Annotated in this window: 26 protein-coding genes; 17 read left to right on the top strand and 9 right to left on the bottom strand. The window is 57.2% G+C overall.

Annotated features, from left to right (window positions below; genetic code table 11):
* Positions 1–187 precede the first annotated feature (187 nt).
* The 4 genes from fabF (at position 188) to gmk (ending at position 4,595) form a co-directional block, all read left to right on the top strand.
* Positions 188–1,447, top strand: coding sequence for a beta-ketoacyl-ACP synthase II (gene fabF / locus AC0TOF_RS13810; RefSeq protein ID WP_473768691.1), 1,260 nt, complete (start codon positions 188–190; stop codon positions 1,445–1,447).
* Between the two features lie 273 nt (positions 1,448–1,720).
* Positions 1,721–2,914, top strand: a complete 1,194-nt coding sequence (gene mltG / locus AC0TOF_RS13805; protein ID WP_473768690.1) for an endolytic transglycosylase MltG — start codon at positions 1,721–1,723, stop codon at positions 2,912–2,914.
* Positions 2,915–3,024: 110 nt separating this feature from the next.
* Positions 3,025–3,924, top strand: coding sequence for a YicC/YloC family endoribonuclease (locus AC0TOF_RS13800; RefSeq protein ID WP_473768689.1), 900 nt, complete (start codon positions 3,025–3,027; stop codon positions 3,922–3,924).
* Between the two features lie 8 nt (positions 3,925–3,932).
* The gene (gmk, locus tag AC0TOF_RS13795) at positions 3,933–4,595 is read left to right on the top strand and encodes a guanylate kinase (protein WP_122003213.1); all 663 of its coding nucleotides are present in this window, start codon (positions 3,933–3,935) and stop codon (positions 4,593–4,595) included.
* A gap of 169 nt (positions 4,596–4,764) precedes the next feature.
* On the opposite strand, the gene AC0TOF_RS13790 is transcribed toward gmk, so the two are convergent.
* The 3 genes from AC0TOF_RS13790 to AC0TOF_RS13780 form a co-directional block, all read right to left on the bottom strand.
* Entirely contained in the window at positions 4,765–4,911 is a 147-nt protein-coding gene (locus tag AC0TOF_RS13790) for a hypothetical protein (RefSeq protein ID WP_473768688.1), read from the bottom strand.
* A 130-nt stretch (positions 4,912–5,041) separates the two neighbouring features.
* Positions 5,042–6,454 (bottom strand): metalloprotease TldD, encoded by a 1,413-nt coding sequence (tldD, locus tag AC0TOF_RS13785; RefSeq protein ID WP_473768687.1) that lies wholly within the window; start codon positions 6,452–6,454, stop codon positions 5,042–5,044.
* A gap of 143 nt (positions 6,455–6,597) precedes the next feature.
* Positions 6,598–7,212: an invasion associated locus B family protein gene (locus AC0TOF_RS13780; protein WP_473768686.1), complete on the bottom strand. Its 615-nt coding sequence runs from the start codon at positions 7,210–7,212 to the stop codon at positions 6,598–6,600.
* Between the two features lie 403 nt (positions 7,213–7,615).
* On the opposite strand from AC0TOF_RS13780, the gene coxB reads away from it, so the two are divergent.
* The 11 genes from coxB to rnhA all read left to right on the top strand — a co-directional run bounded on the left by coxB (position 7,616) and on the right by rnhA (position 17,062).
* On the top strand, positions 7,616–8,500 hold the full coding sequence (coxB, locus tag AC0TOF_RS13775) for a cytochrome c oxidase subunit II (RefSeq protein WP_122003216.1): 885 nt from the start codon (positions 7,616–7,618) through the stop codon (positions 8,498–8,500).
* 41 nt (positions 8,501–8,541) lie between these two features.
* Complete coding sequence (gene ctaD / locus AC0TOF_RS13770) at positions 8,542–10,200, top strand: cytochrome c oxidase subunit I (protein WP_006466231.1); 1,659 nt, start codon at positions 8,542–8,544, stop codon at positions 10,198–10,200.
* A gap of 228 nt (positions 10,201–10,428) precedes the next feature.
* Entirely contained in the window at positions 10,429–11,376 is a 948-nt protein-coding gene (locus tag AC0TOF_RS13765) for a heme o synthase (protein WP_473768685.1), read from the top strand.
* Entirely contained in the window at positions 11,376–11,561 is a 186-nt protein-coding gene (locus AC0TOF_RS13760; protein ID WP_473768684.1) for a hypothetical protein, read from the top strand. Before AC0TOF_RS13765 ends, AC0TOF_RS13760 begins: the two co-directional genes overlap by 1 nt.
* Positions 11,562–11,583: 22 nt before the next feature.
* Positions 11,584–12,195, top strand: coding sequence for a cytochrome c oxidase assembly protein (locus AC0TOF_RS13755; RefSeq protein WP_473768683.1), 612 nt, complete (start codon positions 11,584–11,586; stop codon positions 12,193–12,195).
* Positions 12,196–12,356: 161 nt separating this feature from the next.
* Positions 12,357–13,235, top strand: a complete 879-nt coding sequence (locus AC0TOF_RS13750; protein WP_122003220.1) for a cytochrome c oxidase subunit 3 — start codon at positions 12,357–12,359, stop codon at positions 13,233–13,235.
* Between the two features lie 80 nt (positions 13,236–13,315).
* Positions 13,316–13,699: a DUF983 domain-containing protein gene (locus AC0TOF_RS13745; RefSeq protein WP_122003221.1), complete on the top strand. Its 384-nt coding sequence runs from the start codon at positions 13,316–13,318 to the stop codon at positions 13,697–13,699.
* The gene (locus AC0TOF_RS13740) at positions 13,696–14,490 is read left to right on the top strand and encodes an SURF1 family protein (RefSeq protein ID WP_122003222.1); all 795 of its coding nucleotides are present in this window, start codon (positions 13,696–13,698) and stop codon (positions 14,488–14,490) included. The genes AC0TOF_RS13745 and AC0TOF_RS13740 overlap by 4 nt, the downstream gene beginning before the upstream one ends.
* Before the next feature lie 72 nt (positions 14,491–14,562).
* On the top strand, positions 14,563–15,606 hold the full coding sequence (gene ispH, locus AC0TOF_RS13735; RefSeq protein WP_473768682.1) for a 4-hydroxy-3-methylbut-2-enyl diphosphate reductase: 1,044 nt from the start codon (positions 14,563–14,565) through the stop codon (positions 15,604–15,606).
* Positions 15,607–15,620: 14 nt separating this feature from the next.
* Entirely contained in the window at positions 15,621–16,601 is a 981-nt protein-coding gene (locus AC0TOF_RS13730) for a homoserine kinase (RefSeq protein WP_473768681.1), read from the top strand.
* Entirely contained in the window at positions 16,598–17,062 is a 465-nt protein-coding gene (gene rnhA / locus AC0TOF_RS13725; RefSeq protein WP_473768680.1) for a ribonuclease HI, read from the top strand. Before AC0TOF_RS13730 ends, rnhA begins: the two co-directional genes overlap by 4 nt.
* A 32-nt stretch (positions 17,063–17,094) precedes the next feature.
* On the opposite strand, the gene AC0TOF_RS13720 is transcribed toward rnhA, so the two are convergent.
* Together AC0TOF_RS13720 and AC0TOF_RS13715 are read right to left on the bottom strand one after the other, a co-directional pair.
* A complete protein-coding gene (locus AC0TOF_RS13720; RefSeq protein WP_473768679.1) occupies positions 17,095–17,580 on the bottom strand; it encodes a redoxin family protein in 486 nt (161 codons plus the stop codon).
* 137 nt (positions 17,581–17,717) lie between these two features.
* Positions 17,718–18,518, bottom strand: a complete 801-nt coding sequence (locus AC0TOF_RS13715) for a protein-disulfide reductase DsbD domain-containing protein (RefSeq protein ID WP_473768964.1) — start codon at positions 18,516–18,518, stop codon at positions 17,718–17,720.
* A 170-nt stretch (positions 18,519–18,688) separates the two neighbouring features.
* Here AC0TOF_RS13715 and AC0TOF_RS13710 point away from each other — a divergent pair, with 170 nt between their 5' ends.
* On the top strand, positions 18,689–19,291 hold the full coding sequence (locus AC0TOF_RS13710; RefSeq protein ID WP_122003304.1) for a YqgE/AlgH family protein: 603 nt from the start codon (positions 18,689–18,691) through the stop codon (positions 19,289–19,291).
* A gap of 138 nt (positions 19,292–19,429) precedes the next feature.
* Here AC0TOF_RS13710 and pdeA read toward each other — a convergent pair whose 3' ends face one another.
* From pdeA to thrC, 4 genes are all read right to left on the bottom strand, one after another.
* Entirely contained in the window at positions 19,430–22,273 is a 2,844-nt protein-coding gene (gene pdeA / locus AC0TOF_RS13705) for a phosphodiesterase PdeA (protein ID WP_473768963.1), read from the bottom strand.
* Between the two features lie 50 nt (positions 22,274–22,323).
* Complete coding sequence (locus AC0TOF_RS13700; protein ID WP_473768678.1) at positions 22,324–22,944, bottom strand: GNAT family N-acetyltransferase; 621 nt, start codon at positions 22,942–22,944, stop codon at positions 22,324–22,326.
* A gap of 99 nt (positions 22,945–23,043) precedes the next feature.
* A complete protein-coding gene (locus tag AC0TOF_RS13695; protein ID WP_473768677.1) occupies positions 23,044–24,336 on the bottom strand; it encodes a M16 family metallopeptidase in 1,293 nt (430 codons plus the stop codon).
* Positions 24,337–24,390: 54 nt separating this feature from the next.
* The gene (thrC, locus tag AC0TOF_RS13690) at positions 24,391–25,782 is read right to left on the bottom strand and encodes a threonine synthase (protein ID WP_473768676.1); all 1,392 of its coding nucleotides are present in this window, start codon (positions 25,780–25,782) and stop codon (positions 24,391–24,393) included.
* A 198-nt stretch (positions 25,783–25,980) separates the two neighbouring features.
* Between thrC and AC0TOF_RS13685 the strand changes: the two genes are divergently transcribed.
* Positions 25,981–26,571: a hypothetical protein gene (locus AC0TOF_RS13685; protein WP_122003230.1), complete on the top strand. Its 591-nt coding sequence runs from the start codon at positions 25,981–25,983 to the stop codon at positions 26,569–26,571.
* The last annotated feature ends 91 nt before the right edge of the window (positions 26,572–26,662 follow it).

Here is a 26,662-nt window from a genome sequence, read left to right as displayed (position 1 = left end):
GCATATGAATGAAGGCCGTTCAATGGCCTGATCTGCCCGAACGTTGGTCGAGATCGCGTTCAATGTGGCAGGCTCCGTTTTAACAATTGGAGCATCATCCCTTCCAGTCAGGCCCGGACATCTGTTCTGCCGGTTAAAGCCTGCGGGGCGCGGTGCTCGTGACATAACAGAGTTTTAAGGGGTGGATATGAGGCGTGTCGTCATCACCGGTCTTGGTCTGGTGTCGCCGCTTGCCAGCGGTGTCGAAGAGACCTGGAAGCGTCTTATTGCCGGTGAAAGCGGTGCTCGCCGCATCACGGAATTTGAAGTTGATGATCTGGCCTGCCAGATTGCCTGCCGCATTCCGGTTGGCGATGGCACCAATGGCACCTTCAATGCCGACCTCCATATGGAGCCGAAGGAACAGCGCAAGGTTGATCCCTTCATCGTCTATGCCGTCGGCGCTGCCGATCAGGCACTGGACGATGCTGACTGGCATCCCGAAAGCGATGAAGACCAGGTTCGCACTGGCGTTCTGATCGGCTCCGGCATCGGCGGCATCGAAGGCATTGTCGAAGCGGGCTACACGCTGCGCGACAAGGGTCCGCGACGCATCTCGCCATTCTTTATTCCCGGCCGTCTGATCAATCTTGCTTCCGGTCATGTTTCCATCAAGCACAATCTGCGCGGTCCAAACCACGCCGTCGTCACCGCCTGCTCGACCGGCGCGCACGCCATTGGCGATGCTGCCCGCCTGATCGCTTTCGGCGATGCGGATGTGATGGTCGCTGGCGGTACGGAATCTCCCGTAAGCCGTATTTCGCTTGCAGGTTTCGCTGCCTGCAAGGCGCTTTCCTCCAAGCGCAACGACGACCCGACCGCTGCATCCCGTCCATATGACGAAGACCGTGACGGCTTTGTCATGGGTGAAGGTGCTGGCGTCGTGGTTCTCGAGGAACTCGAACACGCATTGGCGCGCGGCGCGAAGATCTATGCCGAAGTCATCGGTTATGGCCTTTCCGGCGACGCCTATCACATCACCGCGCCAAGCGAGAACGGCGAGGGCGCGCAGCGCTGCATGGAAATGGCCATCAAGCGCGCCGGAATTACGCCGGACCAGATCGATTACATCAATGCGCATGGCACTTCGACCATGGCCGATACGATTGAACTGGGCGCTGTCGAGCGCGTGGTTGGTGACGCCGCATCGAAGGTTTCGATGTCGTCGACCAAATCGTCCATCGGTCATCTGCTGGGTGCCGCTGGTGCTGCCGAAGCAATTTTCTCGACACTTGCCATCCGCGACAACATTGCGCCTGCGACGCTCAATCTGGACAATCCGGCGGTCTCCACGAAGATCGATCTGGTTCCGCATAAGGCCCGTGAACGCAAGATCGATGTGGCCCTGTCGAACTCCTTTGGGTTCGGCGGAACCAACGCTTCGCTGATCCTGCGCCGATATTCCTGAGCGATATCGCCGTATTAAAATCTCAGATTTAAAAAACGCGGGGATTTCTCCGCGTTTTTGCCAAAATATAACCGGATGCGATGTTTAAAATCGCGAACAGCGGTTAGTGTAGTCGCAACTCCGAAGAGTTTTACCCGCTCTGAGGAAATCAAGTGCATAGCCGTTCTGGGCGGGCATTCGACGGGGATGTCGGAAGGCTGCGCCAAATTAGACAGACGGAGCTTTTCGTATAGTTTGGTTTAACTATTCAGAGCTCTGGACCGAGGTGATTGAGTGAATTCAGAGGCACCATCCGGAACACCGCCCGCGGACGAGCAGCCAACGGGCGCAACGCAGGAAACGAACGCGACTTCAAAGCCGTTCGTGCCCAAGTCCGCGTCTGAAGCGCTGCGCCCGGAGCCGGGAACGCCGCCGCCGCGCAAGCGTTCGCGCCATGCGCGCAGCCAGATCGTGGTTTTCATGAATTTCATGCTGTCGCTGGTCGTGCTGGTTCTGCTCGGCGCGTCTGCCCTGTTCTATTTCGGCAAGATGCAGTTTGACGCTCCCGGCCCGCTCGCGGCTGAAACGACATTTCTCGTCAAGCGCGGCGCTGGTATCGCTGAAGTTTCCAACAGCCTGGAAAACCGCGAGATCGTCAGCGATGCGCGCATCTTCCGCTATGGTATGCGCACGCTCGGGCATGAAAATGATCTGAAAGCGGGCGAATACGCTATCCCCGCCGGTGCGACGATGCGCGACGTGATGAATATTCTCATCAGTGGCAAGTCCATCATGTATCCGCTGACCATTCCCGAAGGTCTGACGGTGAAGCAGATATTCGACCGTATTTCGGTTGATCCGATTCTTGTTGGCGACATGCCGAAGGACATGCCGCCGGAAGGTTCGCTCTTCACCGATACGCTGAATTTCACGCGCGGCACGACGCGTTCGGAAATCATCGAACGTATGGTTGCCTCCCAGAAGAAGCTGGTGGATGAAGCTTGGGCGAAGCGTAATCCTGACCTGCCGGTCAAGGATAAGAACGAATTTGTGACGCTGGCCTCCATCGTGGAAAAGGAAACCGGCATCGCCTCCGAGCGCCCTCACGTAGCCTCCGTCTTTGTGAACCGCTTGAAGAAGGGCATGCGTATCCAGTCCGATCCGACCATCATCTATGGGCTGTTCGGCGGGGCTGGCAAGCCTTCTGACCGCCCCATCTTCAAGTCGGACATCGAGAAGCCTACGCCTTACAACACCTATGTGATCAACGGTCTGCCGCCGACGCCGATTGCCAATCCGGGCAAAGCCGCGCTGGAAGCTGTGGCCAACCCGCTGGATACGGCAGACCTTTACTTCGTCGCTGACGGAACAGGTGGCCATGTGTTCTCCAAGACGCTGCAGGAACACAATGCCAATGTTCGTAAATGGCGCTCTGTGGAACAGCAGAGGAATAATGGCAGCGTTCCAAATCAGAGCGCCGGACAGTAGAGAGGCCTCTGGTGAGTTTGTTTTAACCGGAGCCGGCGGCAAATGTCGGCTTCGGTTTGGTTTTTGAGTAAATCCGCATCACTGCGGACCTGAGTTGAGGGGATGGACGCATGGCGCTCCAAAGCATGACCGGATTTGCACGCCATGCCGTGCAGCACACCGTGAACGGCGGAGACGTGCGCATTGTCTGGGAAGTGCGTTCCGTCAACGGCAAGGGGCTCGACCTCCGGCTGCGCCTCCCGCAAGGTCTGGAAGCGGCCGAACACCCGGTCCGTTCAATGCTGGCACGCCATTTTTCACGCGGGAATTTTCAGGCGAGCCTCAGCGTGGAGCGCAGTGAAGCTCAGGCCGGTTTCACCATCAACCAGGCGATGCTCGCCGAGGTCCTCAAACTGGGCGCAGATTTACAGGCCAGACACAGTCTCGCGCCCGCGAGCGTAGATGGCATTCTTTCGCTGCGTGGCATTATCGACCAGGTGCAGGTGGCTGACAACGAAGATGAACGCGGCGTTTTGGAAGCTGCCATCGTCTCAAGTTTTGAAGAGGCGCTCAAGGCGATTGCCGATGCCCGCAAGCAGGAAGGCAAAGCTCTTTTTGCCATTCTGTCCGCGCATGTCGATGCTATCGAACGACTGACCGAGAGCGCCCGCCGTGATCCGTCACGCAGCACCGACGCGATCAAAGTCCGCCTCGCCGGTCAGGTGGCTCTGCTGCTGGATGCTGCGCGTGAACTCGATGAAGCGCGGCTCTATCAGGAAGCGGCGTTTCTGGCGACCAAGGCTGATATTCAGGAGGAACTTGACCGGCTGGAAACCCATGTGGCGTCTGCTCGCAAGCTTCTGACTGATGGCGGTCCCGTTGGGCGCAAGCTCGACTTTCTTTCACAGGAATTTAATCGTGAAGCAAATACACTGTGTTCCAAATCGAATGCGGCGTCGATCACAGCCATCGGTCTGGAACTGAAGGCGGTCGTGGATCAGTTTCGCGAACAAGTACAAAATCTGGAGTAACAGGTATCATGGCCATCTCTTCGGTTGAAAATGGCGTCGCACGCAGAGGCCTGATGGTGGTGATCTCGTCGCCTTCCGGGGCCGGGAAATCGACCATCGCCCGGCTGCTGCTGGAAGACAAGAAGATGAACCTTTCCTTGTCGATCAGTGTGACGACGCGCCAGCGCCGCCCGAGCGAGATCGAAGGGGTTCACTACCATTTCAAGACGATCCGCGAATTTGAACGCCTGCGCGACAATGACGAACTGATCGAATGGGCCGAAGTTCACGGCAATTTCTACGGCACGCTTCGTGAAACTGCCGAGATTGCTCTGGCCGATGGTCAGGACATGCTGTTCGACATCGACTGGCAGGGCGCCGATCAGCTCCAAGCGAAGATGCCAGCCGATGTGGTTTCGATTTTCATCTTACCGCCCACCATGCGCGAACTGCAGCAGCGCCTGAACCGTCGTGCGGAAGACACACCGGAAGTTATTGAGACGCGCCTGCAGAATGCCCGCTTCGAGATCCAGAAATGGGTGAAGTACGATTACATCGTCATCAATGAAGACCTTGACCGCTCCTTTGCCGCGATCAAGTCAATCATCGAGGCCGAACGTCTTCGCCGCGACCGCCGCCCGGGACTGTTCGATTTTGTAACCGGTTTGCTGGAAGAAGAGCCGGGAATCTAAAGCATTTCGAGGAAATCAGTCCACCGAACTGATTTCTGATCCCGCAGGCTAAGGCGAAAATACAAAGAGCGGCTCCGACTATTCTGTTAAAACAGGAACCGCTCTGCCGTTGGCAGTGGCTCGTCAGTGCTCTATTCCTCTGCAATCAGTTTTCTCGATGGACAGCATGTCAGCCTAGCAGGATCAGCAGGCCATCCACCATGCCAAGGACGAGGATGAGCGCACCCATGACGATGGCCGTCGCGACCAGCACCCGCCTTTGCCGGTCACGCTTTCCCGTTTGCTTGCCCGTCCAGTCATAGGGCGATTGAGGCATTTCTCTCTCCAGATCGGCGCGGCAATGAACGTCGCCATGCTGCCGTATCGGTAACCTGCACTTTACTGCCCTCATTCGCAAGCAAGATAAGGCTGATAAATGCGCATCAGCCCGGAGCGTAACGGCATGACTATACAGCCGTGCCGCCCACTGTTACCTGATCCATGCGCAGATGTGGCTGTCCGACGCCGACGGGCACCCATTGCCCGCCCTTGCCGCAATTGCCGCTGCCCGTATCGAGCTTCATGTCATTGCCGATCATCGAAATACGTTTCATCGCATCCGGTCCGTTGCCGATCAGCATCGCGCCCTTGATCGGAGCGCCGACTTTGCCGTCCTCGATCATATAGGCTTCCGTGCAGCCGAACACGAACTTGCCGGATGTGATATCCACCTGACCGCCGCCGAAGGAAACCGCATAGATGCCTTTTTTCATCGAGGTGATGATCTCTTCAGGCGTCTTGTCGCCTGAAAGCATGTAGGTGTTGGTCATGCGTGGCATTGGCGCATGGGCATACGATTCACGGCGTCCGTTGCCGGTTGCTTCCATGCCCATGAGGCGCGCATTCTGGCGATCCTGCATGTAATTGACGAGTTTGCCGTCCTCAATCAGCACGGTGCGATTGGTCGGCGTGCCTTCGTCGTCAATGGTGAGAGATCCGCGACGCTCGGCAATCGTGCCGTCATCGACGACCGTCACGCCCTTGGCGGCAACCTGCTGTCCAAGCAAACCTGCAAAAGCAGAGGTCTTCTTGCGGTTGAAATCGCCTTCCAGGCCATGCCCAACCGCTTCATGCAGCATCACGCCCGGCCAGCCGTTCGCCAAGACGATGTCGAATGTACCCGCCGGGGCAGGGATGGCCTCCAGATTGACGAGCGCCTGACGCAGCGCTTCGTCCGCGGCGTGCTGCCAGCTTTCGGTCGTGACGAATTCGCCAAACCCTTTGCGCCCGCCAACCGTATGCGAACCTGATTCCTGGCGATCACCATTACCCGCCACCACCGAAACGCTCAGGCGCACCATGGGCCGTATATCGCGCACGAAGTGACCGTCGGCGCGCAATATTTCGACCTGTTGCCATGAGCCTGCCAGCGAGACGGAAACCTGTCTCACCTTGGGGTCCTTGGCGCGCAGATAGGTATCGATCTGCTGCAACAGTTGCACTTTGGCGTCGAATGTCGGTGACCCGATGGGGTTCTCATCCGTATAAAGATGACGATTGGTACCGGCAGGTGCCGCGGAGTAGTTCCCGCCATAGCCCTTCAAAGTCGCCGAAACGGCATCGGAAGCGCGTTTCAAGGCGGCGAGCGAAAGATCGCCCGCATGGGCATAACCAATGGCTTCGCCAGCGACCGAACGCAAGCCGAAGCCTTGATCCTGATTGAAAGAGCCGGTCTTGAGACGGCCATTGTCGAAAACGAGCGCCTCGGCTTCGCGGTATTCCACGAAGAGTTCGCCATCATCGCTGCCTTTCAGGCTTTGGGCGACAAGGCGCTCGATATCGTCGCGGGGGGCGTCGAAACTGTCGATCAGGCTTTTCATAAAAATACATCCTGCAGCATGTGTTTTGCTGCAGGATGTAAGCCTTAAATCGGTTGAGAACAACTACGCGATGCAGAACTGTTGAGATTCTGGTGAAGGCGAGGCCAGAACCCTGTTCGCCTGCGCCGGAATATCGGTAGTTCTTAAGGGAGGGCGTCGAAGCCTTCGCCGAAGCCCTTCAGATCGACGGGAATGCCCACGCCTTCTTCCGGTGTCTGGAAGACGATGAAGGTGGCAGCCTTGCCCGAGCGCAGCGTCTTGAGGAGATCGTCTTCCAGGATCACCTCGGCGTAGCAGCCATCTTCAAAGCAACGGACGAAATAGGCGCGGCCAATATCCTTGCCGTCGACATTGAGGCCAAGCCCGTTGGGCAGCAGGACACCAAGCGGCGCCAGAACGCGAAGGATGCGGGCCTTGTTGTCTGCGGTTTTGAGAACGACAACCGAAAGGCCGAGTTCAGGGCGCTTTGCAGCGACCACATTCTGGATCAGCGCACACTGTTCGGTCTTTGCGCCAGCGGGCGTGTCACAGAGAACCGACCAGGCGCCATGCTGCGACTTCAGCTTGCCGCTCTGCTGCGGGCTGGACGGAGCCGCCTGCGACTGTGCCGCAGGAGCCTCTTGCGGGGTTTGTAACTGCGCCGGTGCTTGCTGCGCAACCGTGGGAAGCGTTGCAACGGCGAGTGCCATGCTGGCGCCTGTTGCAAGAATTGCGAGGCGCTGGCTGATCGTGCGGCGGACAGGCATGCGAAAAGTCATGAAATCTCCAGATCGAATCACCGGGACGTTAACGCGCTGCATTGGCCATGAAAAGCGCCGTGACGGGCGTTTGTCGGTCCTGGCCATCATAGCAACGGTGATACCGTCTGTTGCATCGATTGTCACGCGGCACGTTAAAGGAAACGTCTTGTCAAATCATGGCTTCATTATGGGTTTCCTGCGGTTTTCCCAAGTTTTCGCGCCGGAAGCGGACACTTCTGTTAAACCGAATAAACTTGAATATTCGCTCTTTCTCATGGGGCTGCGCGCAAAAATGCCGCACAGGAACATATTCGCCTTCCTTGCGGTGTGCGCTAAGGTGTGGTTTGAACGCCGACGGGGGATGCGGCCGTCTTTAACGTCCGGCGTCCAGCTCGAAAGGGCGAAAAGGGAGAGAGTTCTGGTGGATAAGATTGTTGCCACAACGAAGGGCGCCTTCGGCGGCGCTCTTGCAGTGCTGTGGACGACTGGTGCCGCTTTTGCGGACCAGCCACGTCCCTGGGAATGGAGATTTCAGGACGCAGCGACTGGGATTGCCGAACAGATTCATTGGTTTGAGCGCTATACGCTCTGGTTCATTATTCCGATTACCCTGCTGGTTCTGTTTTTGCTGGTCTGGGTCGTGCTTCGCTTCCGCGCAAGTGCAAACCCCGAGCCGTCCAAAACCAGCCATAATACCGCTATTGAGGTGATCTGGACCATCGGGCCGGTCATCATTCTGTTGTTCCTGGCGGTCCCGTCATTCCAGCTTCTGACGGCGCAATATTCGCCTGAAGATCCAACGCTGACGGTCAAGGCCACGGGATATCAGTGGTATTGGGGTTACGAATATCAGGTCGATAATCCGGTCAGCTTCGATTCCCTTCTGTTGAAGGATGGTGATCGCGCCGCTGCCGGAAAAGAGGATCATGCGCGTTATCCGCGTCTTCTGGCCGTCGACAATGAAGTCGTGGTTCCAGTCGGGGAAACGGTTCGCCTCCTCGTCACCGCCGCCGATGTGATCCATTCCTGGACCATTCCGGCTTTCGGCGTGAAGATGGATGCTGTTCCGGGCCGTATCAACGAGGCATGGTTCAAGGCGGACAAGGAAGGCCTGTATTACGGCCAGTGCTCCGAGCTTTGCGGGAAGGATCATGGCTTCATGCCGATCGCCGTGCGCGTTGTCTCGAAAGAGCAGTATCAGACCTGGATCGCCGCTGCGGGATCGGATCTGAATGGCGCGAACAAGGCGCTTCAGGCCGCTGTTGAAGGTGGCGCAAACGATAAGGTGGCTGCGGCGGGTCTGTAGATCCCGAACGCCAAGACTGTTGAAAAACGGGAGCGAATTCCATGGCTGGCACAGCAGCTCACGAGCATGGTGCCCACGACGATCACAAGCCGCACGGCTGGGTTCGTTGGGTATACTCGACCAATCATAAAGACATCGGTACCCTGTACCTGATTTTTGCAATCATCGCCGGTATCATCGGCGGCGCCCTGTCCATTGCGATGCGCGCCGAACTCCAGGAGCCGGGCATCCAGATTTTCCATGGTCTGGCACAGATGGTTTATGGCGTTGAGGGCGATGCGGCCCTTGATGCCGGCAAGCACATGTTCAACGTGTTCACCTCGGCGCATGCGCTTGTCATGATCTTCTTCATGGTCATGCCTGCGCTGATCGGTGGTTTCGCCAACTGGATGGTGCCGTTGATGATCGGCGCGCCGGACATGGCGTTCCCGCGCATGAACAACATTTCCTTCTGGCTTCTGCCGCCTGCGCTGCTTCTGCTTCTGATCTCGCTGTTCATGCCGGGTCCGGCAGGTGGCTGGGGTCCTGGCGGCGGCTGGACGCTCTATCCTCCGCTGTCGACTTCGGGTCAGCCTGGACCGGCGGTGGACTTCGCCATTCTGGCAATCCACATCTCCGGCGCGTCCTCGATCCTCGGTGCCATCAACTTCATCACCACGATCCTCAACATGCGCGCACCGGGCATGACGCTGCACAAGATGCCGCTCTTTGCCTGGGCCGTGCTGGTAACGGCGTTCCTGCTTCTGCTTTCGCTGCCTGTTCTGGCAGGCGGCATCACCATGTTGCTGACCGACCGCAACTTCGGCACGACTTTCTTCACGCCGGATGGCGGCGGTGATCCAATCCTCTACCAGCACCTGTTCTGGTTCTTCGGACACCCGGAAGTGTATATTCTGATCCTGCCGGGCTTCGGCATCGTCAGCCACATCGTATCCACCTTCTCGCGCAAGCCGATCTTCGGATATCTCGGCATGGCCTACGCCATGGTCGCCATCGGCGTCGTCGGCTTCGTTGTCTGGGCGCACCACATGTATACGGTTGGTCTGTCTCTCGACACGCAGCGCTATTTCGTGTTCGCGACGATGGTCATCGCGGTTCCGACGGGCATCAAGATCTTCTCATGGATTGCGACGATGTGGGGCGGTTCGATCACCTTCCGCGCACCGATGCTGTGGGCGATCGGCTTCATCTTCCTGTTCACCGTTGGCGGTGTAACGGGCGTTCAGCTGGCCAATGCCGGTCTCGACCGTGCGCTGCACGACACCTACTACGTTGTGGCTCACTTCCATTACGTTCTGTCGCTGGGTGCGGTGTTTGCGATCTTTGCGGGCTGGTACTACTGGTTCCCGAAGATGAGCGGCTACATGTACAATGAGTTCACGGCGAAGCTGCACTTCTGGGTCACCTTCGTTGGTGTGAACCTGGTCTTCTTCCCGCAGCACTTCCTTGGTCTTGCTGGCATGCCGCGTCGTTACATCGACTATCCGGATGCCTATGCGGGTTGGAACATGGTGTCGTCCTACGGCTCCTATATTTCTGGCTTTGCCGTCCTGATCTTCCTCTACAATGTCTTCGAGGCATTCGCGAAGAAGCGCGAAGCGGGCGCAAATCCATGGGGCGAGGGAGCAACCACGCTGGAATGGCAGCTTTCATCGCCGCCTCCGTTCCACCAGTGGGAACAGCTGCCGCGCATCAAGTAATCGTGCGTTGGGCGGAGTCCGGAAAAGGCTTCGCCCTTCCTTGCAAAATGTGCTATGGGCGGACAGCATTCTGTTCCGCCCGTCGCCGGTAGACGAAAGTCGGCCATCGAGCACGACATTTCCGGCGGGAACAGAACCGTTTCCGGGAGGATTTTGTTGTGATTGTGCCGATCCGCGCTGTAGGGGCGTGGGGTTCGGACCGGTGAACTTGAGGTTTTTGTAATTAAAATGTCTCTGGTGGAAAAAAACGCAGGTACTGACGATGCGCTCGCTCTCTCCGAGGCGACTGCGCGCGATTACCTTGTTCTTTTGAAACCCCGGGTGATGTCCCTTGTGGTCTTCACTGGGCTGGTCGGTCTCGTCGTCGCGCCGCGACATATGAATCCTGTCCTTGCTGTCATCAGCATCCTGTGCATCGCGGTTGGTGCTGGCGCGTCCGGCGCGCTGAACATGTGGTATGATGCCGATATTGACGCTGTAATGAAACGCACGCGCAATCGGCCCATTCCCGCAGGCATCATTGCGCCCAATCAGGTTCTGGCTTTCGGACTGACGCTTTCCGCCTTTTCCGTCATCACACTTGGCCTGATGGTCAACTGGCTGGCGGCTGCGTTGCTGGCTTTCACCATTTTCTTCTATGCCGTCATCTATACGATGTGGCTGAAGCGCTCGACGCCGCAGAACATTGTCATCGGCGGCGCCGCTGGTGCATTCCCTCCGATGATCGGCTGGGCGGCTGCGACAGGCGAAATCACTTGGGACAGTGTTGTCCTGTTCATGATTATCTTTCTGTGGACGCCGCCGCATTTCTGGGCATTGTCGCTCTTTGCAGCCAATGATTATGAAGCGGCGCGCATTCCTATGATGCCTAACGTAAAGGGCGAGCTTTCGACCCGGCGTCAGGCGCTGTTCTATGCGCTCATCATGGCTCCTGTCGGCGTTCTGCCTTGGGTACTTGGCTTCGCGGGTCCTGTTTATGGCGCGATTGCCTCGCTGCTCGGGCTGGCTTTCGTCTATTACGCATGGCGTATGTGGGTTGCCGGATCGCAGCCTGAAATGCTGGCGGCCGCCCGCAAGCTGTTCCGCTTCTCGCTGCTTTACCTGTCGGGAGTGTTTGCGGTGCTGCTTGTCGAGGCGCTGGTAATGAAGGCGCTGGTCGCCTTGGGAGTGGTCTGATGGATAAAGCCGTACAGAATCCGGTGGAGAACAAGCTGGAATTGATCGTTCCGACGGAACAGCAGAAACGGGCTCAGCGCAATCGCTCCTGGGGGCTGGCAATCGCCTTGGTGTTGTTCGTGCTTCTTGTCTATGTCGGCACGATTGCGAAACTCGGCGCCAATATTCTGGTACGACCGCTTTAGAATATTATCTGGGGAGGAGAAAATGGCGGATCTGCAGGAGAAGGATCAAAAGCTGAAAAAGCAGCAGCGTTCCAATGCAACGATTGCTTTTGCTTGCCTGTCTTTCTTTGTCTGTATGATCGGTGCAGCCTATGCGTCTGTTCCGCTTTACCGCATTTTCTGCCAGGTGACGGGCTATGGCGGCACGACACAGCGTGTCGAACAATATTCGGATACCATCCTAGACAAGACGATCAAGGTGCGTTTCGATGCGAATACCGCCAATGGGTTGCCATGGGATTTCAAGCCCGTGCAGCGCGAGGTCACGGTTCGTATCGGCGAAACGATGATGATCAAGTACGAAGGACGCAATCTGTTTAACGAGCCGACCTATGGCCGCGCGAGCTTCAATGTCGCGCCGGGGCGGGCAGGGGCCTATTTCAACAAGGTGGAATGCTTCTGCTTCACGGACACGACTTTGCAGCCCGGTGAAGACTTGGAAATGCCGGTTGTGTTCTTTGTCGATCCGGAGATCGTGAATGATCCTGATCTGAAGGACGTCAAGACGATCACACTGTCCTACACATTCTTTCCGATCGAGAAGCCGAAGCCCGTGGCAAATGCCAAGGCCGAGATTTCAACCAACGGAAGCTGAAATCGAGCGCGGCACATAATGCCGCAAAGACAAAAGAATGAAGCGGTTTTATTCTGATACGAGATACCGCTTGTCACAGACAGACTTGCTTGGAACCCCTTCAGGGGTTTAAGCATGAAGGTACGAGAGAGGAGTCCCTAAGGGGATTTACGGGGAGAGACATGGCCGACGTCCATCAGAAAAATCACGACTATCATATCATCGCGCCCAGCCCTTGGCCGTTTTTGAGCTCTGTGGGTGCATTCGTGCTGGCCGTCGGCGGCATTGCCTGGATGCGTTACATCAATGCCGGTGAACTGCCGTTCTTTGGTCTCAACGTGGTGACGCCATGGATTTTCTTCATCGGCCTCGCGATCGTGCTCTACTGCATGTATGGCTGGTGGTCGGATACGATCAAGGAAGGGCATGAGGGACACCATACCCGTGTCGTATCGCTGCATCTGCGCTATGGCATGATCATGTTTATCGCCTCGGAAGTCATGTTCTTCGTGGCATGGTTCTGGGCATTCTTCGATGCGAGCCTTTTCCCGAATGAAGTGCATCAGGTAGCGCGTGCCACATTCACGGGCGGCGTCTGGCCTCCAAAGGGCATCGAGGTTCTCGATCCGCTGCATCTGCCGCTCTACAACACCGTGATCCTGCTTCTGTCGGGCACGACCCTGACCTGGGCTCACCACGCGCTGTTGCATAATGACCGCAAGGGTATGATCACCGGTCTGGCGATTACTGTAGCTCTGGGTGTCCTGTTCTCCTTCGTCCAGGCATATGAGTACATTCACGCTCCGTTTGCGTTCAAGGACTCCATCTACGGCGCGACCTTCTTCATGGCGACCGGTTTCCACGGCTTCCACGTTCTCGTCGGGACGATTTTCCTTCTGGTCTGCCTTTTCCGTGCCATTGGCGGTGACTTCACGCCAAAACAGCATTTCGGTTTCGAAGCCGCTGCCTGGTATTGGCATTTCGTTGACGTGGTCTGGTTGTTCCTCTTCTTCGCCATCTATGTGTGGGGCGGCTGGGGCGCGCCGATGCACGCCGGCTGATCGTTGGATCACCTGTTCGAAAGGCGGCCCTGGCGACATGGCCGCCTTTTGTTTATCGAATGACGAAAAGGGGAAAACTGATGCCGGACCAGAATATCTATCCCGCAGTCGATCCGATCAAAAGTGGCATTGCGGGGCGCTGCCCCCGCTGTGGCGAAGGAAAACTGTTCAATGGCTTTCTGAAGGTCGCCCCGCGTTGCAAGACCTGCGGACTGGATTACTCTTTTGCGGATTCCGGCGACGGACCCGCGGCATTCGTCATTCTTATCATCGGTTTCATCGTCGTCGGTCTTGCGTTGTGGATGGAAGTAAATGTCGGGCCGCCTCTCTGGGTGCATTTCATCTTGTGGGTGCCGCTCGCGATCCTTCTCAGCCTTGTAGCCATGCGATGGGCCAAAGGCATTCTCATCAATATGCAATATCGCCATAAAGCCGAGCAGGGGCGTCTGGACAGCAACAAATGACGCTGGAACACACAACGCGCCGTTTCCCGTGGGGCATCGTCATTGCGTCTGCCATCGCGCTCGTCATTTTGCTGGCGTTGGGCACATGGCAGGTGGAACGTCTGCAGTGGAAGGAAGCGCTTATCGCTTCAACTGAACAGCGCATTCACGAACCGCCATTGCCGCTTTCCGAAATGGAGAAAGTCTACAAGCAGGAAGGAACAGTCGAGTATCGTCCGGTGACGGTTTCGGGTACCTTCATGCATCAGGGCGAGCGGCATTTTCTCGCCACGCATGACGGGGCCGCCGGTTACAATGTCTATACGCCGCTGATGCTGGAGGACGGGCGCTTCGTTCTGGTTAATCGCGGCTTTGTTCCATACGAGAAAAAAGATCCGACGACGCGTATCGAAGGGCAGGTCGACGGCCCGGTCAGTGTGACCGGTCTGGCGCGCGATCCATTGTCGGCGAAGCCGGGCTTCTTCCTGCCCGACAATGATACGCCCAAGAATATTTTCTACTGGAAAGACTGGACTGCGATGGCAGAAAGCGCTGACCTGCCAAATCTGGATGAGGTCGTGCCGTTCTTCATTGATGCCGACAATAAGCCCAATCCGGGTGGTCTACCCATTGGCGGCGTGACGATTATCGACTTTCCCAACAACCATCTGCAATATGCTGCGACGTGGTATGGCCTTGCTCTGGCCCTGTTGGGGGTTGTCGGAACGTGGTTGTGGCGCTATCGCTATCACAGGAAAAGTGGCGACCGGCTTTCCGTCCCGGACAGGGAGAAGAAGGACGAAGAGGGTTGAGGGGTTGACAACGGCGGCGTTGCGGCCCAACTCCCAGTCTGATTTTCAAGCCTAACTTTGCGAGCACGCTTCATGATCGATCAGCGACCACCACTGGAAATTCGCCTTTGCGGCCCACGCGGCTTTTGCGCCGGGGTGGACCGGGCGATCCAGATTGTCGTGCTGGCGCTGAAGAAATATGGCGCGCCGGTCTATGTACGCCATGAGATCGTGCATAACCGCTATGTCGTCGAGGGCCTGCAATCGCGCGGCGCGATCTTTGTCGAGGAATTGGATGAAATCCCGACGGAGCACCGTGACCAGCCTGTGGTGTTTTCCGCTCATGGAGTGCCGAAGTCGGTGCCAGCCGACGCGGAAGCCAAGAACCTGTTCTATCTCGATGCAACCTGTCCCCTTGTTTCCAAGGTGCACAAGCAGGCCATGCGCCATCAGCGTCTCGGCCGCCACGTCATTCTGATCGGCCACTCCGGCCATCCGGAAGTGATCGGCACCATGGGGCAATTGCCTGACGGTGCGGTGACGCTGATCGAAACGGTTGAGGATGCGCGCAACTGCCATTTCGAAGACGAGAACAAGCTCGGTTTTGTGACCCAGACGACGCTTTCCGTCGATGATACGGCAGGCATTATTGAAGAATTGCAGGCGCGCTTTCCGAACCTTTCGGCCCCGGCTGCGGAATCGATTTGTTACGCCACGACCAACCGGCAGGATGCAGTACGTTCCGCGGCGCCGGGATGCGATCTGTTTCTGATCGTCGGTGCGCCGAACTCTTCCAATTCCAAGCGTCTGGTTGAAGTTGCGGAAAAGGCGGGCGCGCGCATGTCGATGCTGGTTCAGCGTGCCGCCGATATCGAATGGGACCGCATCGGCGACATATCGGTGGTGGGCCTGTCGGCAGGGGCGTCAGCGCCTGAAATTATCGTCGATGAAATCATCGATGCTTTCAAGGCGCGCTTCAATGTGAAGATCGAACTGGCGGAAACCACGGTTGAAACCGAAAATTTCCTTGTGAATCGTGAAATTCGCGACGTGGAACTGACTGTGCAGGACATGGCGTTCGTCAATGGGGAACATCGGGTGGTTGGCATTCCAAAACTGATGCCCAAGGACATATAAGGGAAATAAGCGGCATGGCCGTCTACACGGATATCAATGAAATCGAACTTGGCGCCTTCCTGCAGCAGTACGATATCGGCACACTGACATCTTACAAAGGCATTGCGGAAGGGGTGGAGAACTCCAACTATCTTCTGCATACCACGTCGGGTTCGTTCATCCTGACGCTTTACGAAAAGCGCACCAATCGCGAAGATCTTCCGTTTTTCCTCGGCCTGATGCAGCATTTGGCAAGCCGTGGCCTTGAATGTCCGCAGCCGGTGGTCCGCCGTGATGGCAACACAATCGGTGAACTTGCCGGACGGCCTGCCGCGATCGTTACTTTCCTCGAAGGCATGTGGATGCGCCGCCCAACGGTCGAACATTGCGAAGCGGTTGGTGAAGGGCTGGCCCATATGCATCTGGCGGGCGCCGATTTTTCGCTGCGCCGCCGCAATGGCTTGACGCTTCCCGATTGGCGCCCGTTGTGGAACCTGTCGCGTGAGCGCGCCGATATGGTAGAGCCGGGCCTTGTCCGCGAGGCGGAAGCCGATCTTGATTTCCTGGAAAAGAATTGGCCTGCCGATCTGCCGCAGGGCGTGATCCATGCCGATCTTTTCCCGGATAATGTCTTTTTCCTCGGCGACAGGCTTTCGGGCTTCATCGACTTCTATTTTGCCTGCACGGATATTCTGGCCTACGACGTTGCCGTTTGCCTGAACGCCTGGTGTTTTGAAAAGGATTTTTCCTTCAATCGCACCAAGGGCGCAGCGCTTCTGCGCGGCTATACCTCGGTTCGTCCGCTTTCTGTGGCGGAAGCTGATGCGCTCCCGGTTTTGGCGCGCGGGGCGGCTATCCGCTTCATGCTGACCCGACTTTACGACTGGCTGAACGTTCCGGAAGGCAGTTTCGTGGTCAAGAAGGACCCGATGGAATATGTGCGGAAGATGCGCTTCCACCGACAGATCGAAACCGCCGCCGAATATGGCCTTGAGCAGCGGGGAGCGGCTGCGTGAAGCGAATTGAGGCTTTTACGGATGGTGCGTGCTCGGGCAATCCCGGGCCCGGCGGCTGGGGTGCCATCCTGCGCTGGAATGGCAATGTCAAGGAACTGAAGGGCGGCGAAGCCGACACCACCAACAACCGCATGGAGTTGATGGCAGCCATCTCGGCTCTTTCGGCGTTGAAGGAGCCGTGCGAAGTCGATCTTTATACGGACTCGGTCTATGTGCGCGACGGCATTTCCGGCTGGATCGAAGGCTGGAAGCGCAATGGCTGGAAAACAGCAGCCAAAAAACCGGTCAAGAATGCCGAACTGTGGCAGGCGCTCGATGAAGCGCGCAAGCCGCACAAGGTCAACTGGCATTGGATCAAGGGTCATGCCGGGCATCCGGAAAACGAACGCGCGGACGAGCTTGCTCGCGCTGGCATGGAACCGTTCAAATACGTCGGCCACCGGACTTTGAAGGTGAGATAGCAAGGGCGACTTTCGCCGCCCTTGTCTTATGCTTAAAGCTGTTCAAGCAGCGCTGCGGCCGCGGATGTGACCGCCTGACCCGGCTGTTCCTCGATATTGAGAGATTTCACCACGCCGTCTTCGATGATGGCAGAATAGCGCTTCGAGCGCACACCGAGGCCACCGCCGGAAAGATCGATATCGAGACCGGCCGCCTTGGTGAAGACAGCGCTGCCATCGGCGAGAAAGAGGATCTTGCCTTCGCCGCCGGTGCTCTGGGCCCATGCGCCCATGACGAATGGATCGTTTACCGCCACGACGGCGATCTGATCGACGCCCTTGGCAAGGATAGCGTCGCGGTTTTCGAGATAGCCCGGCAGATGATTGAGGCTGCAGGTCGGCGTGAAGGCACCTGGAACGGCAAAGAGAACGACCTTCTTGCCCTTGAAGATTTCGTCGGTCGTCATTTCCTTGACGCCATCCGCAGTCTTTACCTTGAAAGTCGCTGCAGGCAGCTTGTCGCCAACTTTGATCGTCATCTGTTTTCTCCTCGGGGCAGGGGTTGTTCCGCTGCCAATTGTCAAAATTCTCATCCGCGCCGCGAAGCACGGGCGGCACAGTTAAACCGATAACAGGCCGATGGACAATTTCAAAACACGGATATGATCCGCAGCGGCTATTCCAGCCTCACTTGACCGGAGACGGCTTTTCCGTTCTGCACGATGGTATAATCGATCAAGGCATTATCTGCGTTTCCATGCACTCGGGCTGCAAACTGCTGACCCGATTGCCCGTTTTCAACTGCGACAGCGTCGGAAAGCCTGACCGTGTCGCTGGCGACGAACAGTTCCGCCCGTGCTGAAGGGTCGGGAACGGTAAGCTCAAAGACTGCCTTGTCTCCTTCCCGCTTCACCTTGCTTATGCCGAACGCCGCTGTTGCCGGTGCCGGAAGCCGGTCAAATGCGGTCTCGATGATCGTGTGGGCGGCAATCGTCTGCGGTGAGGCTTGCTGCTCTTTTTGTTCAAGCGCGAAATCGAATGCGGCCTGCACCGGAACGCAGATTTTCTCGCAAACGCCAAGAAAAACATCGCCCTTCAGCCGCGTGTCGCCGGATGCCAGGTGAAAGATTATCGGCAGCGAGACGGGTTCCTTATACCCGATCCCGCCTTCATCGCCCCCGCCAAACCGGACAGGCGCAGGAAAGCTGATCTGTGCTTTCGCATCTCCCTCGATATTGATCTGAGGCGGAACACCCGCATCACCTGGATTGCGCCAGTAGGTTTTCCAGCCCGGCTGCAATTCGATCTGCAAGGCACCGCGTCGTTCCTGGCTGGCCGAGTTGCCCGGGCCACTGTCTTCGAGAATGACGCGCACACGCCCACCGGGCGTCTCGGTCCAGCCGGAAGTTGTTGCCAGCGCTGGAAGTGCGAGCGATGCCAATAGAATGGGTGCGAGGGCGAATATCCGAATGTTCATGGGCGGAAGATGGAATGAAAACATGGTCGCTTCAAGTCCAATAGTGCAGGCCTGCGGTTGCACCGTTTGCAGAACGGGAGCAACTGCTATTCGAATGGATTCTATTCCATGGCTGGTGGTCCAAACAAATGGCCATTGTTATTTTGCTCAGTCTTGCTACCTTCATATTCATGATCACTCTCAAGACGCCGAACAAGGAGCAGGGTTTTCTGAACGGGCAATTCCTGCTTGCCATGCCCGGAATGAGCGACGAGCGTTTTGCCCGGTCGGTGGTCTATATCTGTGCGCATTCCGATGAAGGCGCTATGGGTTTCATCATCAACCAGCTCCAGCCGGTCGAGTTTCCGGACCTCCTGCGCCAGATCGGGGTCATAGACGAAGATGAGCTGATTATTCTGCCAGATCGCGCGCAGCATATGATGGTGCGCAATGGCGGGCCTGTGGACCGCACACGCGGCTTCGTGCTGCATACCGACGATTATATGGTCGACTCGACCATGCCGGTTTCAGAAGATGTCTGCCTCACGGCAACGGTCGATATTCTGCGCGCCATTTACGGGGGCAGGGGGCCGTCACGCGCCCTGATGGCGCTTGGTTATTCCGGCTGGGCGCCGGGCCAGATTGAGATGGAGCTTGCCGAGAATGGCTGGCTGACCTGCGACGCGCCGCTGGATATGCTGTTCGACAGCGATATCGAGGGCAAATATTCGCGTCTGATGCTCCATATGGGCATCGATATGTCCAGGCTGGTTTCCGATGCGGGGCATGCCTGATTTAAGGGAGTAAGGCAGTATGTTAAGGGAATAGGGGAGTAGGGGAATATGTTTTGATTGCGGACGACCGCGCCGACCATATCCTTCTCTGCCCTACTGCCCTACTGCCCTACTGCCCTACTGCCCTACTGCCCTATTTCACGCCGCCGCCGCATCCAGCTGCTCGCGGATCATACGCGTTGCCTCGTCCCTGCTGGTCGGCTGGCCGAACATGAAACTCTGCACATATTCGCAACCCATCTGGCGAAGCTGAAGCGCATCGCTTTCGCTCTCCACACCTTCGGTCACGACGGCGAGGCCGAGATCGTGCGCCATGCTCACAATCGAGCGAAGCAGGGTGGCTTTTTGCGGCTGGTCGCCCTTCACGAAAGACCGGTCGATCTTGATAATATCGAACGGGAAGCGCGTGAGATAGGCGAGCGAGGAATAACCTGTTCCGAAATCGTCAAGGGACAAGCCGATGCCCATCGTTTTAAGCCGGGCAAGGACATGCGTCGACTGCTCGGGGTTTTCCATGAGGACGGATTCGGTCAGTTCAAGCTTCAGGCTGCCCGGAGTGAGATGAATGCGGGAAAGCACCGAGCGGACATCATTGATGAGATCCTGACGGATGAGTTGCGTGGATGAAAGATTGACCGAAACGAAAAGGTCGAGTTTCGGGAACAGTTCCTGCCACGCGAAAAGATCTTCCGCAGCCCGTTGCATCGCGAACAGGCCAAGCTGGATGATAAGGCCGGAGTTTTCCGCAATTGGAATGAATTCCGATGGCGAAATGGCGCCTCGACGCGGATGCTCCCAGCGCATGAGCGCCTCGAAACCGGCAATGGTGCCTTCGTCAAGCTTGACGATAGGCTGATAGACAAGGCTGATCTCATCGCGCTCAAGCGCACGTCGCAGATCGGATTCAAGCTGGAGCTTGTCGCTGCCGATGGCTCTGAATGCCGGACGGAACGGCTCGATGCGATCACCACCGAAACGCTTTGCCTGATACATGGCGAGCTCGGCGTCCTTCACGAAATCCTCGGCAGTCGTTGCCGTTTTTGTCCAGGTGATCAGGCCGATGGATGACGTCAGAACGATTTCACGCTTTGCATAGGCAATCGGCGCTCGCACGGCTTGACGCAGGGCTTCGGCGAAGGCGGCGATGCGCCCCGGATCACTTTCGGAGGCTAGTAGCAGGCCGAACTGGTCCGAGGACAGGCGCGAGAGCGTATCCTGGGGCTTCATGAGGCGCGCCAGACGTCGCGAAATGGTGAGCAGGATCGTATCGCCTGCCGACATGCCAAGGCTGTCATTGACCTGCTTGAAGCGGTCTATATCGATGATGAACACGGTTGGATGGAGATTGCTCTCGCCACGCGCCATGTTCATGACATTGCTGAGACGGTCGAGGAACAGTTCGCGATTTGGAAGGCCAGTCAGATTGTCGTGCACGGCGTCGTGCAACAGGCGTTCTTCTGCCTTTTTCTGCTCCGTCACATTGACCAGCGTGCCCACGCAACGCACCACTTCGCCATCCGAACCGATGACCGGGCGGGCGCGAAGCGCGTACCAGTGATAGTGACCGTCATTGGCGCGAAGCCGGAAAATCTGGCCGATGCGTCCGCGCCGGTTTTCCAGAATGGCGTCAAGCGTGGAGCGGAACCGGTCGCGGTCATCGGCGTGCATGGCGGGAAGCCAGTTGCGCACCGGGCCTTGCAGGCTGTTGGCCGTATTGCCGAGATAATTGGCGATGTCGGGTGTCGTCACCACGCGGTCGCGCGGCACGTCCCAGTCCCACACAATGTCTCCCGCACCAATAACGGCGAGAGCCTGTCGCTCCATGTCGGATAAAAGGCCCTGTTGCAGTGCTCCGCCTGCGAAGGCGTGCTGCATGACGGTAAAGCCGATCAGAAGAACGATCAGGACAAGACCGCCGCCAAGCGCAGGCTGCACGATATCATTATCGAGGCTGCCCGAAACCGTCATCCAGGCACCCAGCAACCATATGAGGGTGAGAAGCCAGGCTGGTATCAGCATGACGGCGCGATCATATCCCTTGACCGCGAGATAACCGATGATGGCAACGCCGGACAGAACGGTTAGCGCCAGCGAGATGCGCGCAATGCCGGAAGCGACTGGGGGATCGAAAACGGCAACCCCTGCAAGAGCCAGCAGGCCCAATACCCATGTCACCGCGCCGTAGCTGAAATGATCGTGCCAGCGATTGAGATTGAGATAGGTGAACAGGAAAATCACGAGCGAGGCGGCGAGAGCCACTTCCGTACCGGCACGCCAGATTTGCTCATTGCCCGGCGTTATCTCCATCAGCTTGTTCCAGAAGCCGAAATCAACGCAGATATAGGCCAGAACGGCCCATGCAAGCGCGGCGGTCGCGGGGAACAATGAAGTTCCCTTGACGACGAAAAGGATGGTCAAAAACAGGGCCAGCAGGCCGGAAATGCCAAGCAGGATGCCGCGATAGAGCGTGTAGGAATTAACCGCATCCTTGTAGGCTTCCGGTTCCCAGAGATAGAGCTGGGGCAGGTTGTGTGACGACAGTTCGGCTACGAAGGTGACGACGCTGCCCGGATTGAGCGTGATGCGGAAAACGTCTGCATCGGCGCTCGGCTGGCGGTCGAGCGCGAAGCCTTCGCTGGGCGTGATCGACGCAATGCGCAGAGAACCGAGATCGGGCCAGATGACGCCGGAGCCGACGAGACGGAAATGCGGAGCTACAATCAGGCGGTCGATCTGCTCGTCAGTCGGGTTCGCAATAGAAAACGCGGCCCAGTCGCCGGACGCCTTGCTGTTCTGGTCGGCCTGCACTTCGATGCGGCGGACAATCCCGTCGGGACCGGGAGCGGTCGACACTTGCACGCTTTCACCCTTGTTGCGCAGAAGTTCGACAGCGCGGGACAAGTCGAGGGCGGTGTCTTCCTTGGAAATCTTGATCGGTTCGATGGCCGATGCCTGGATGACCGAAACGGTCAGAAAAACCATGAGTGCGAGAAACCGCACACCAGCAAAAAGCCACTTATCCGCAAAACCCGTCACGAGCGTCCAACCTTGCCATTGATCATGCGGCTATCCGTCATACGTTTGTCGCTTTCTATAAGGGCGAAAAGCAGGTGATCCTGCCAGAAGCCATTTATCTTGAGATAGGAACGCAACAGTCCTTCTCTCTCAAATCCGGCTTTTTCGAGAAGCCGTATCGAGCGTACATTATGAGGGATACAGGCTGCTTCAATGCGGTGCAACCGCAGTTGGTCGAATGCGAAGGGGATAACCAGCGACAGCGCTTCCGTCATATAGCCCTTGCCGGCATGGGGCGCGCCGCTCCAATAGCCGATCATGCCGCTCTGACCCACGCCACGCCTGATATTGCCGAGCGTTATGCCGCCGACAAGTGTGTTGTCGCTATTGCGAAACACAAAAAACGGATAGCCGGTTCCGGCCGCTATTTCATCCTGGAAGCGACGCATGCGATGGCGGAACGCGCTCTTGGTCAGGTCGTCGTCGGGCCAGGTCGGCTCCCATGGCGTGAGAAAGGCACGGCTTTGTTCCCGCAAACTGGCCCAGCTGGCAAAATCGCTCATCATCGGTTCGCGCAGATAAATGCGCTGTCCACGCAGGACGGCCGGATTGCTTTTGCGGAAGGGCAGGCCGATCATGACAGCCCTAGGGGAGCAAGGGGGTAGGGGAATAAGGGAATAGGAAAAACAAGATGTTCAACGTCACATACTCCCCTATTCCCCTACTCACATATTCTCTTAGACAGCAATTTTCCTCGCATGCGCGCTGGTCGAAAGTGCATCCGACAGCCCATCGAAGCTCATCAGTCGTCCAACTGGGCCGACGCCGGCAATAGTGGGCTTGCTGTCGAGGAACAGGCGCCCGGCCAGATCGGTCAGCCGTTCAGGTGTAATCAGCGAGAGACGGTCCATCAGTTCGCTATTTTCGACGGGACGACCATAGAGCAGGAACTGGCGTGCCATTTGCCCCGCACGGCTTGCAGCGCTTTCCTGCGACATAAGAAGGCTTGCACGATATTGGGCGCGCGCGCGATCCACTTCTTCCAGACTGATGGAGTCAGCTGCCTTGTGCAGTTCATCGATCAGAACAGGAACCAGTTCGACAAGTTCGTCGCGGCCCGTTGCGGCATGAATGCCGAACAAACCGGTATCCGAGAAGCCCCAATGGAAGGCATAGACTGAATAGCAGAGCCCGCGCTTCTCACGCACTTCCTGGAACAGGCGTGAGGACATGCCGCCGCCAAGCACCATGGAAAGAAGCTGCGAAGCATAGAAATCGCGCACGTGATAGGCACGTCCCTCGAAGCCGATCAGAACCTGAGCGTCCATGAGTTCGCGATTTTCACGGAAGTCGCCGCCGACATAATGCGCGAGGTCGAGCGTGGGGGCCGTATTATGGGCGCGGAAACCGCCGAGGCGTTTTTCAACTTCCTTCACGAAGGCATCGTGATCCACGCCGCCAGCAGCCGTCACCACCATACGGTCGGCACTGTATTGCTCGTCCATATATTGGCGCAGATCGTCGGAGGTGAAAGACATGACCGTTTCAGGCTCGCCGAGAATAGCGCGTCCGATCGGTTGGTGACGATAGGCTGTTTCGGTGAAGCGGTCGAAGACTATATCGTCGGGCGTGTCGTGCGCCGCGCCGATCTCCTGCATGATGACCTGCTTCTCGCGTTCCAGTTCAGCTTCATCAAACTTGGAAGCGGTCAGGATGTCGGAAAGAATGTCGATAGCCAGGGGCACGTCATTGCGCAGAACGCGCGCATAATAAGATGTGGTCTCGACACTGGTGGCGGCGTTGATCTCGCCGCCGACATTCTCGATATCCGATGCAATTTGCCAGGCTGAGCGGTTTTCGGTTCCCTTGAACGCCATATGCTCGAGAAGATGTGCAATGCCATGCCTGTCGGCAGCTTCGTTTCGCGCACCGGCCTTGACCCAGATTCCAAGCGCCACGCTTTCCACGTGAGACATTGTATCGGTGGCTATCGTCAATCCGTTGGAAAGACGCGTTACTTCAACACCCATAAGCAAACTGCTCCCTGCATTCCCGCTCTGGTTCTCGTCTCGGAGCCGGTCTTTTTAGGCTCTCGAATGGCGGCGAACGTATTCTTCCACGATTTTCAGGTCGTTGTGAAGAACTGTGAAGCTTTCTTTTCGTTGCATCAAGTCCGAAAGCCATGCGGGAAGCTGCGGTTCGACGCCGCTGGCAGCCTTGACTGCATCGGGGAATTTGGCCGGATGCGCGGTCGCAAGGATAACCATCGGTGCTGCATCGGACACATTTTCGCGAGCGACCTTCACTCCGATCGCCGAATGCGGGTCAAGCAGATAGCCATCCGCTTCAAGCACGGATTTGATCGTTTCCGCGGTTTCTTCAACGGTGGAACGGCCAGCGGAAAATTCGCTGCGGATCGCCGCAAGCGGCTTTTCAGAGATCGAGAAACCGCCCGACTGCTTCAGGCTTTCCATCAGGCCGCGCAATGCGGCTGCGTCGCGTCCATGGGCTTCGAACAGAAGGCGCTCGAAGTTCGAGGAGATCTGAATATCCATTGACGGCGATGTCGTCTGTGCGACGCCGCGCATTTCATACGCGCCGGTTTCGAGCGTGCGCGAGAGAATGTCGTTGTCGTTGGTGGCGATAATCAGCCGGTCGATGGGCAGACCCATGCGCTTGGCGACGTAGCCTGCGAAAATATCGCCGAAATTGCCAGTCGGTACCGTAAAGGAAACTGCGCGATCCGGCGCGCCGAGGCTCAGTGCCGCCGTAAAGTAATAGACGACCTGCGGCATGATCCGCGCCCAGTTGATCGAGTTCACACCCGAAAGCGACAGCGCGTCACGGAACTGAAGGTCGTTGAACATGCCTTTCACAAGGTTCTGGCAATCGTCGAAATTGCCTTCGATGGAAAGCGCGTGAACGTTGGAGAAGCCGGATGAGGTCATCTGAAGCTGTTGCACCGGCGAGACGCGGCCGTTCGGGAACAGGATGAAAATATCGGTATTGTCGCGCCCGCCGAAGGCTTCGATTGCCGCGCCGCCTGTATCGCCGGACGTCGCGCCAACGATGGTTGCGCGTTCACCGCGCTGCGCCAGAACATAGTCCATCATGCGAGCGAGAAGCTGCATGGCGACGTCCTTGAAGGCAAGCGTCGGGCCATGGAAAAGCTCGAGCACGAATTCATTTGCGCCTGTCTGGACCAGCGGGCAAACCGCGTCGTGGCGGAAAGTACCGTAGGCTTCATGCACCATGCGGCGGAAATCCGAATGCGGAATTTCGCCATCGACAAAAGGCGTGAGCACGGCCAGAGCAATATCGACATAGGATTTTCCGCGCAGCTCGCGGATCTGTTCTGGCGAAAACTGGGGATAATCCTGCGGCAGATAGAGACCGCCATCCCGGGCAAGACCGGCGAGCAATGCATCGCTGAACCCTAGGACTGGCGCTTCCCCTCGCGTGCTTACATATTTCATTTCTTGGGCCTTCATTTCAGATCGGCGCGGTTTTGAGCCGCGTAATGCAATAGAGCCTCCCTAAAAAAGCCGCAAGGTTTTAAAGCATGTCGACGGGGATGGGGGTTGCTCTCTGGAGCAAAAAACGGGAAAACGTCATCGCGCTACACGCATGCGTGATGTAGAAGACAGGTTGATCAGTGCAGGGAAGCCCGCTTTATGCAAACAGCACCACAGAATCGTTCATCGTTGTTTCCAGTCTTTGCAACGGTTTTGCTCGCAGCCCTTGCTGGCTGCACAACCAGTGGCACTGACAAGGCGGCAGACGGCGCCCCAGGGGCTTCGTTGACCACGCCTGCCGCTTCCGGCGATCAGCGTGTCAAGGAATCCGAGCTTCGCGCTTTCTGCCCGTCTGTTTCGTTGCGCGACGGCACAGCCTTTTTCAACACATATGAAAAGGGCGGCGATAAAGACTCCGCGCGCGTAATCTATCAGGCCGCCCTGACCGATACGACCCGCGCCTGCCAGTACGGCTCCGGCACCATGACGATCGATGTCGCCGCAGCCGGCAAGGTTGTTCCTGGACCGAAATACAAAAGCGGCACCATTACCATGCCGATCCGTGTTGCCGTACGTCAGGGCGATCAGGTGATCTATTCGAAGCTGCACAAGCAGGCGGTTACGGTAGCCAATGCAGACACCGCGACGCAGTTCGTTTTCAACGACAAGGCAATCACTGTGCCGATGACGGATCAGAAAAATATCCAGATTTTCGTGGGTTTTGACGAAGGTCCATATAATACGAAATAACACCTTCTCGACAGACGCATTTCTGATATTGGAGTTCTGTGAAATGGTGCGCCGGAATCTATTTCGGCGCACCATTTTATTTTAGAGAATC

The sequence above is a fragment of the Ochrobactrum sp. PL_is501 genome (genome assembly GCF_055816895.1).
Note: the sequence above shows the minus strand (reverse complement) of the source record. Positions and strands in the feature narration are given on the sequence as shown.

Excerpts from the sequence above, each read along its gene's own strand:
- fabF (WP_473768691.1), top strand. The coding sequence starts at position 188 with ATGAGGCGTGTCGTCATCACCGGTCTTGGTCTGGTGTCGCCGCTTGCC.
- AC0TOF_RS13800 (WP_473768689.1), top strand. The coding sequence starts at position 3,025 with ATGGCGCTCCAAAGCATGACCGGATTTGCACGCCATGCCGTGCAGCAC.
- gmk (WP_122003213.1), top strand. The coding sequence starts at position 3,933 with ATGGCCATCTCTTCGGTTGAAAATGGCGTCGCACGCAGAGGCCTGATG.
- AC0TOF_RS13790 (WP_473768688.1), bottom strand. The coding sequence starts at position 4,911 with ATGCCTCAATCGCCCTATGACTGGACGGGCAAGCAAACGGGAAAGCGT.
- tldD (WP_473768687.1), bottom strand. The coding sequence starts at position 6,454 with ATGAAAAGCCTGATCGACAGTTTCGACGCCCCCCGCGACGATATCGAG.
- AC0TOF_RS13780 (WP_473768686.1), bottom strand. The coding sequence starts at position 7,212 with ATGACTTTTCGCATGCCTGTCCGCCGCACGATCAGCCAGCGCCTCGCA.
- ctaD (WP_006466231.1), top strand. The coding sequence starts at position 8,542 with ATGGCTGGCACAGCAGCTCACGAGCATGGTGCCCACGACGATCACAAG.
- AC0TOF_RS13765 (WP_473768685.1), top strand. The coding sequence starts at position 10,429 with ATGTCTCTGGTGGAAAAAAACGCAGGTACTGACGATGCGCTCGCTCTC.
- AC0TOF_RS13760 (WP_473768684.1), top strand. The coding sequence starts at position 11,376 with ATGGATAAAGCCGTACAGAATCCGGTGGAGAACAAGCTGGAATTGATC.
- AC0TOF_RS13755 (WP_473768683.1), top strand. The coding sequence starts at position 11,584 with ATGGCGGATCTGCAGGAGAAGGATCAAAAGCTGAAAAAGCAGCAGCGT.
- AC0TOF_RS13750 (WP_122003220.1), top strand. The coding sequence starts at position 12,357 with ATGGCCGACGTCCATCAGAAAAATCACGACTATCATATCATCGCGCCC.
- AC0TOF_RS13745 (WP_122003221.1), top strand. The coding sequence starts at position 13,316 with ATGCCGGACCAGAATATCTATCCCGCAGTCGATCCGATCAAAAGTGGC.
- AC0TOF_RS13740 (WP_122003222.1), top strand. The coding sequence starts at position 13,696 with ATGACGCTGGAACACACAACGCGCCGTTTCCCGTGGGGCATCGTCATT.
- ispH (WP_473768682.1), top strand. The coding sequence starts at position 14,563 with ATGATCGATCAGCGACCACCACTGGAAATTCGCCTTTGCGGCCCACGC.
- AC0TOF_RS13730 (WP_473768681.1), top strand. The coding sequence starts at position 15,621 with ATGGCCGTCTACACGGATATCAATGAAATCGAACTTGGCGCCTTCCTG.
- AC0TOF_RS13720 (WP_473768679.1), bottom strand. The coding sequence starts at position 17,580 with ATGACGATCAAAGTTGGCGACAAGCTGCCTGCAGCGACTTTCAAGGTA.
- AC0TOF_RS13715 (WP_473768964.1), bottom strand. The coding sequence starts at position 18,518 with ATGAACATTCGGATATTCGCCCTCGCACCCATTCTATTGGCATCGCTC.
- AC0TOF_RS13710 (WP_122003304.1), top strand. The coding sequence starts at position 18,689 with ATGATCACTCTCAAGACGCCGAACAAGGAGCAGGGTTTTCTGAACGGG.
- pdeA (WP_473768963.1), bottom strand. The coding sequence starts at position 22,273 with ATGGTTTTTCTGACCGTTTCGGTCATCCAGGCATCGGCCATCGAACCG.
- AC0TOF_RS13700 (WP_473768678.1), bottom strand. The coding sequence starts at position 22,944 with ATGATCGGCCTGCCCTTCCGCAAAAGCAATCCGGCCGTCCTGCGTGGA.
- AC0TOF_RS13695 (WP_473768677.1), bottom strand. The coding sequence starts at position 24,336 with ATGGGTGTTGAAGTAACGCGTCTTTCCAACGGATTGACGATAGCCACC.
- thrC (WP_473768676.1), bottom strand. The coding sequence starts at position 25,782 with ATGAAATATGTAAGCACGCGAGGGGAAGCGCCAGTCCTAGGGTTCAGC.
- AC0TOF_RS13685 (WP_122003230.1), top strand. The coding sequence starts at position 25,981 with ATGCAAACAGCACCACAGAATCGTTCATCGTTGTTTCCAGTCTTTGCA.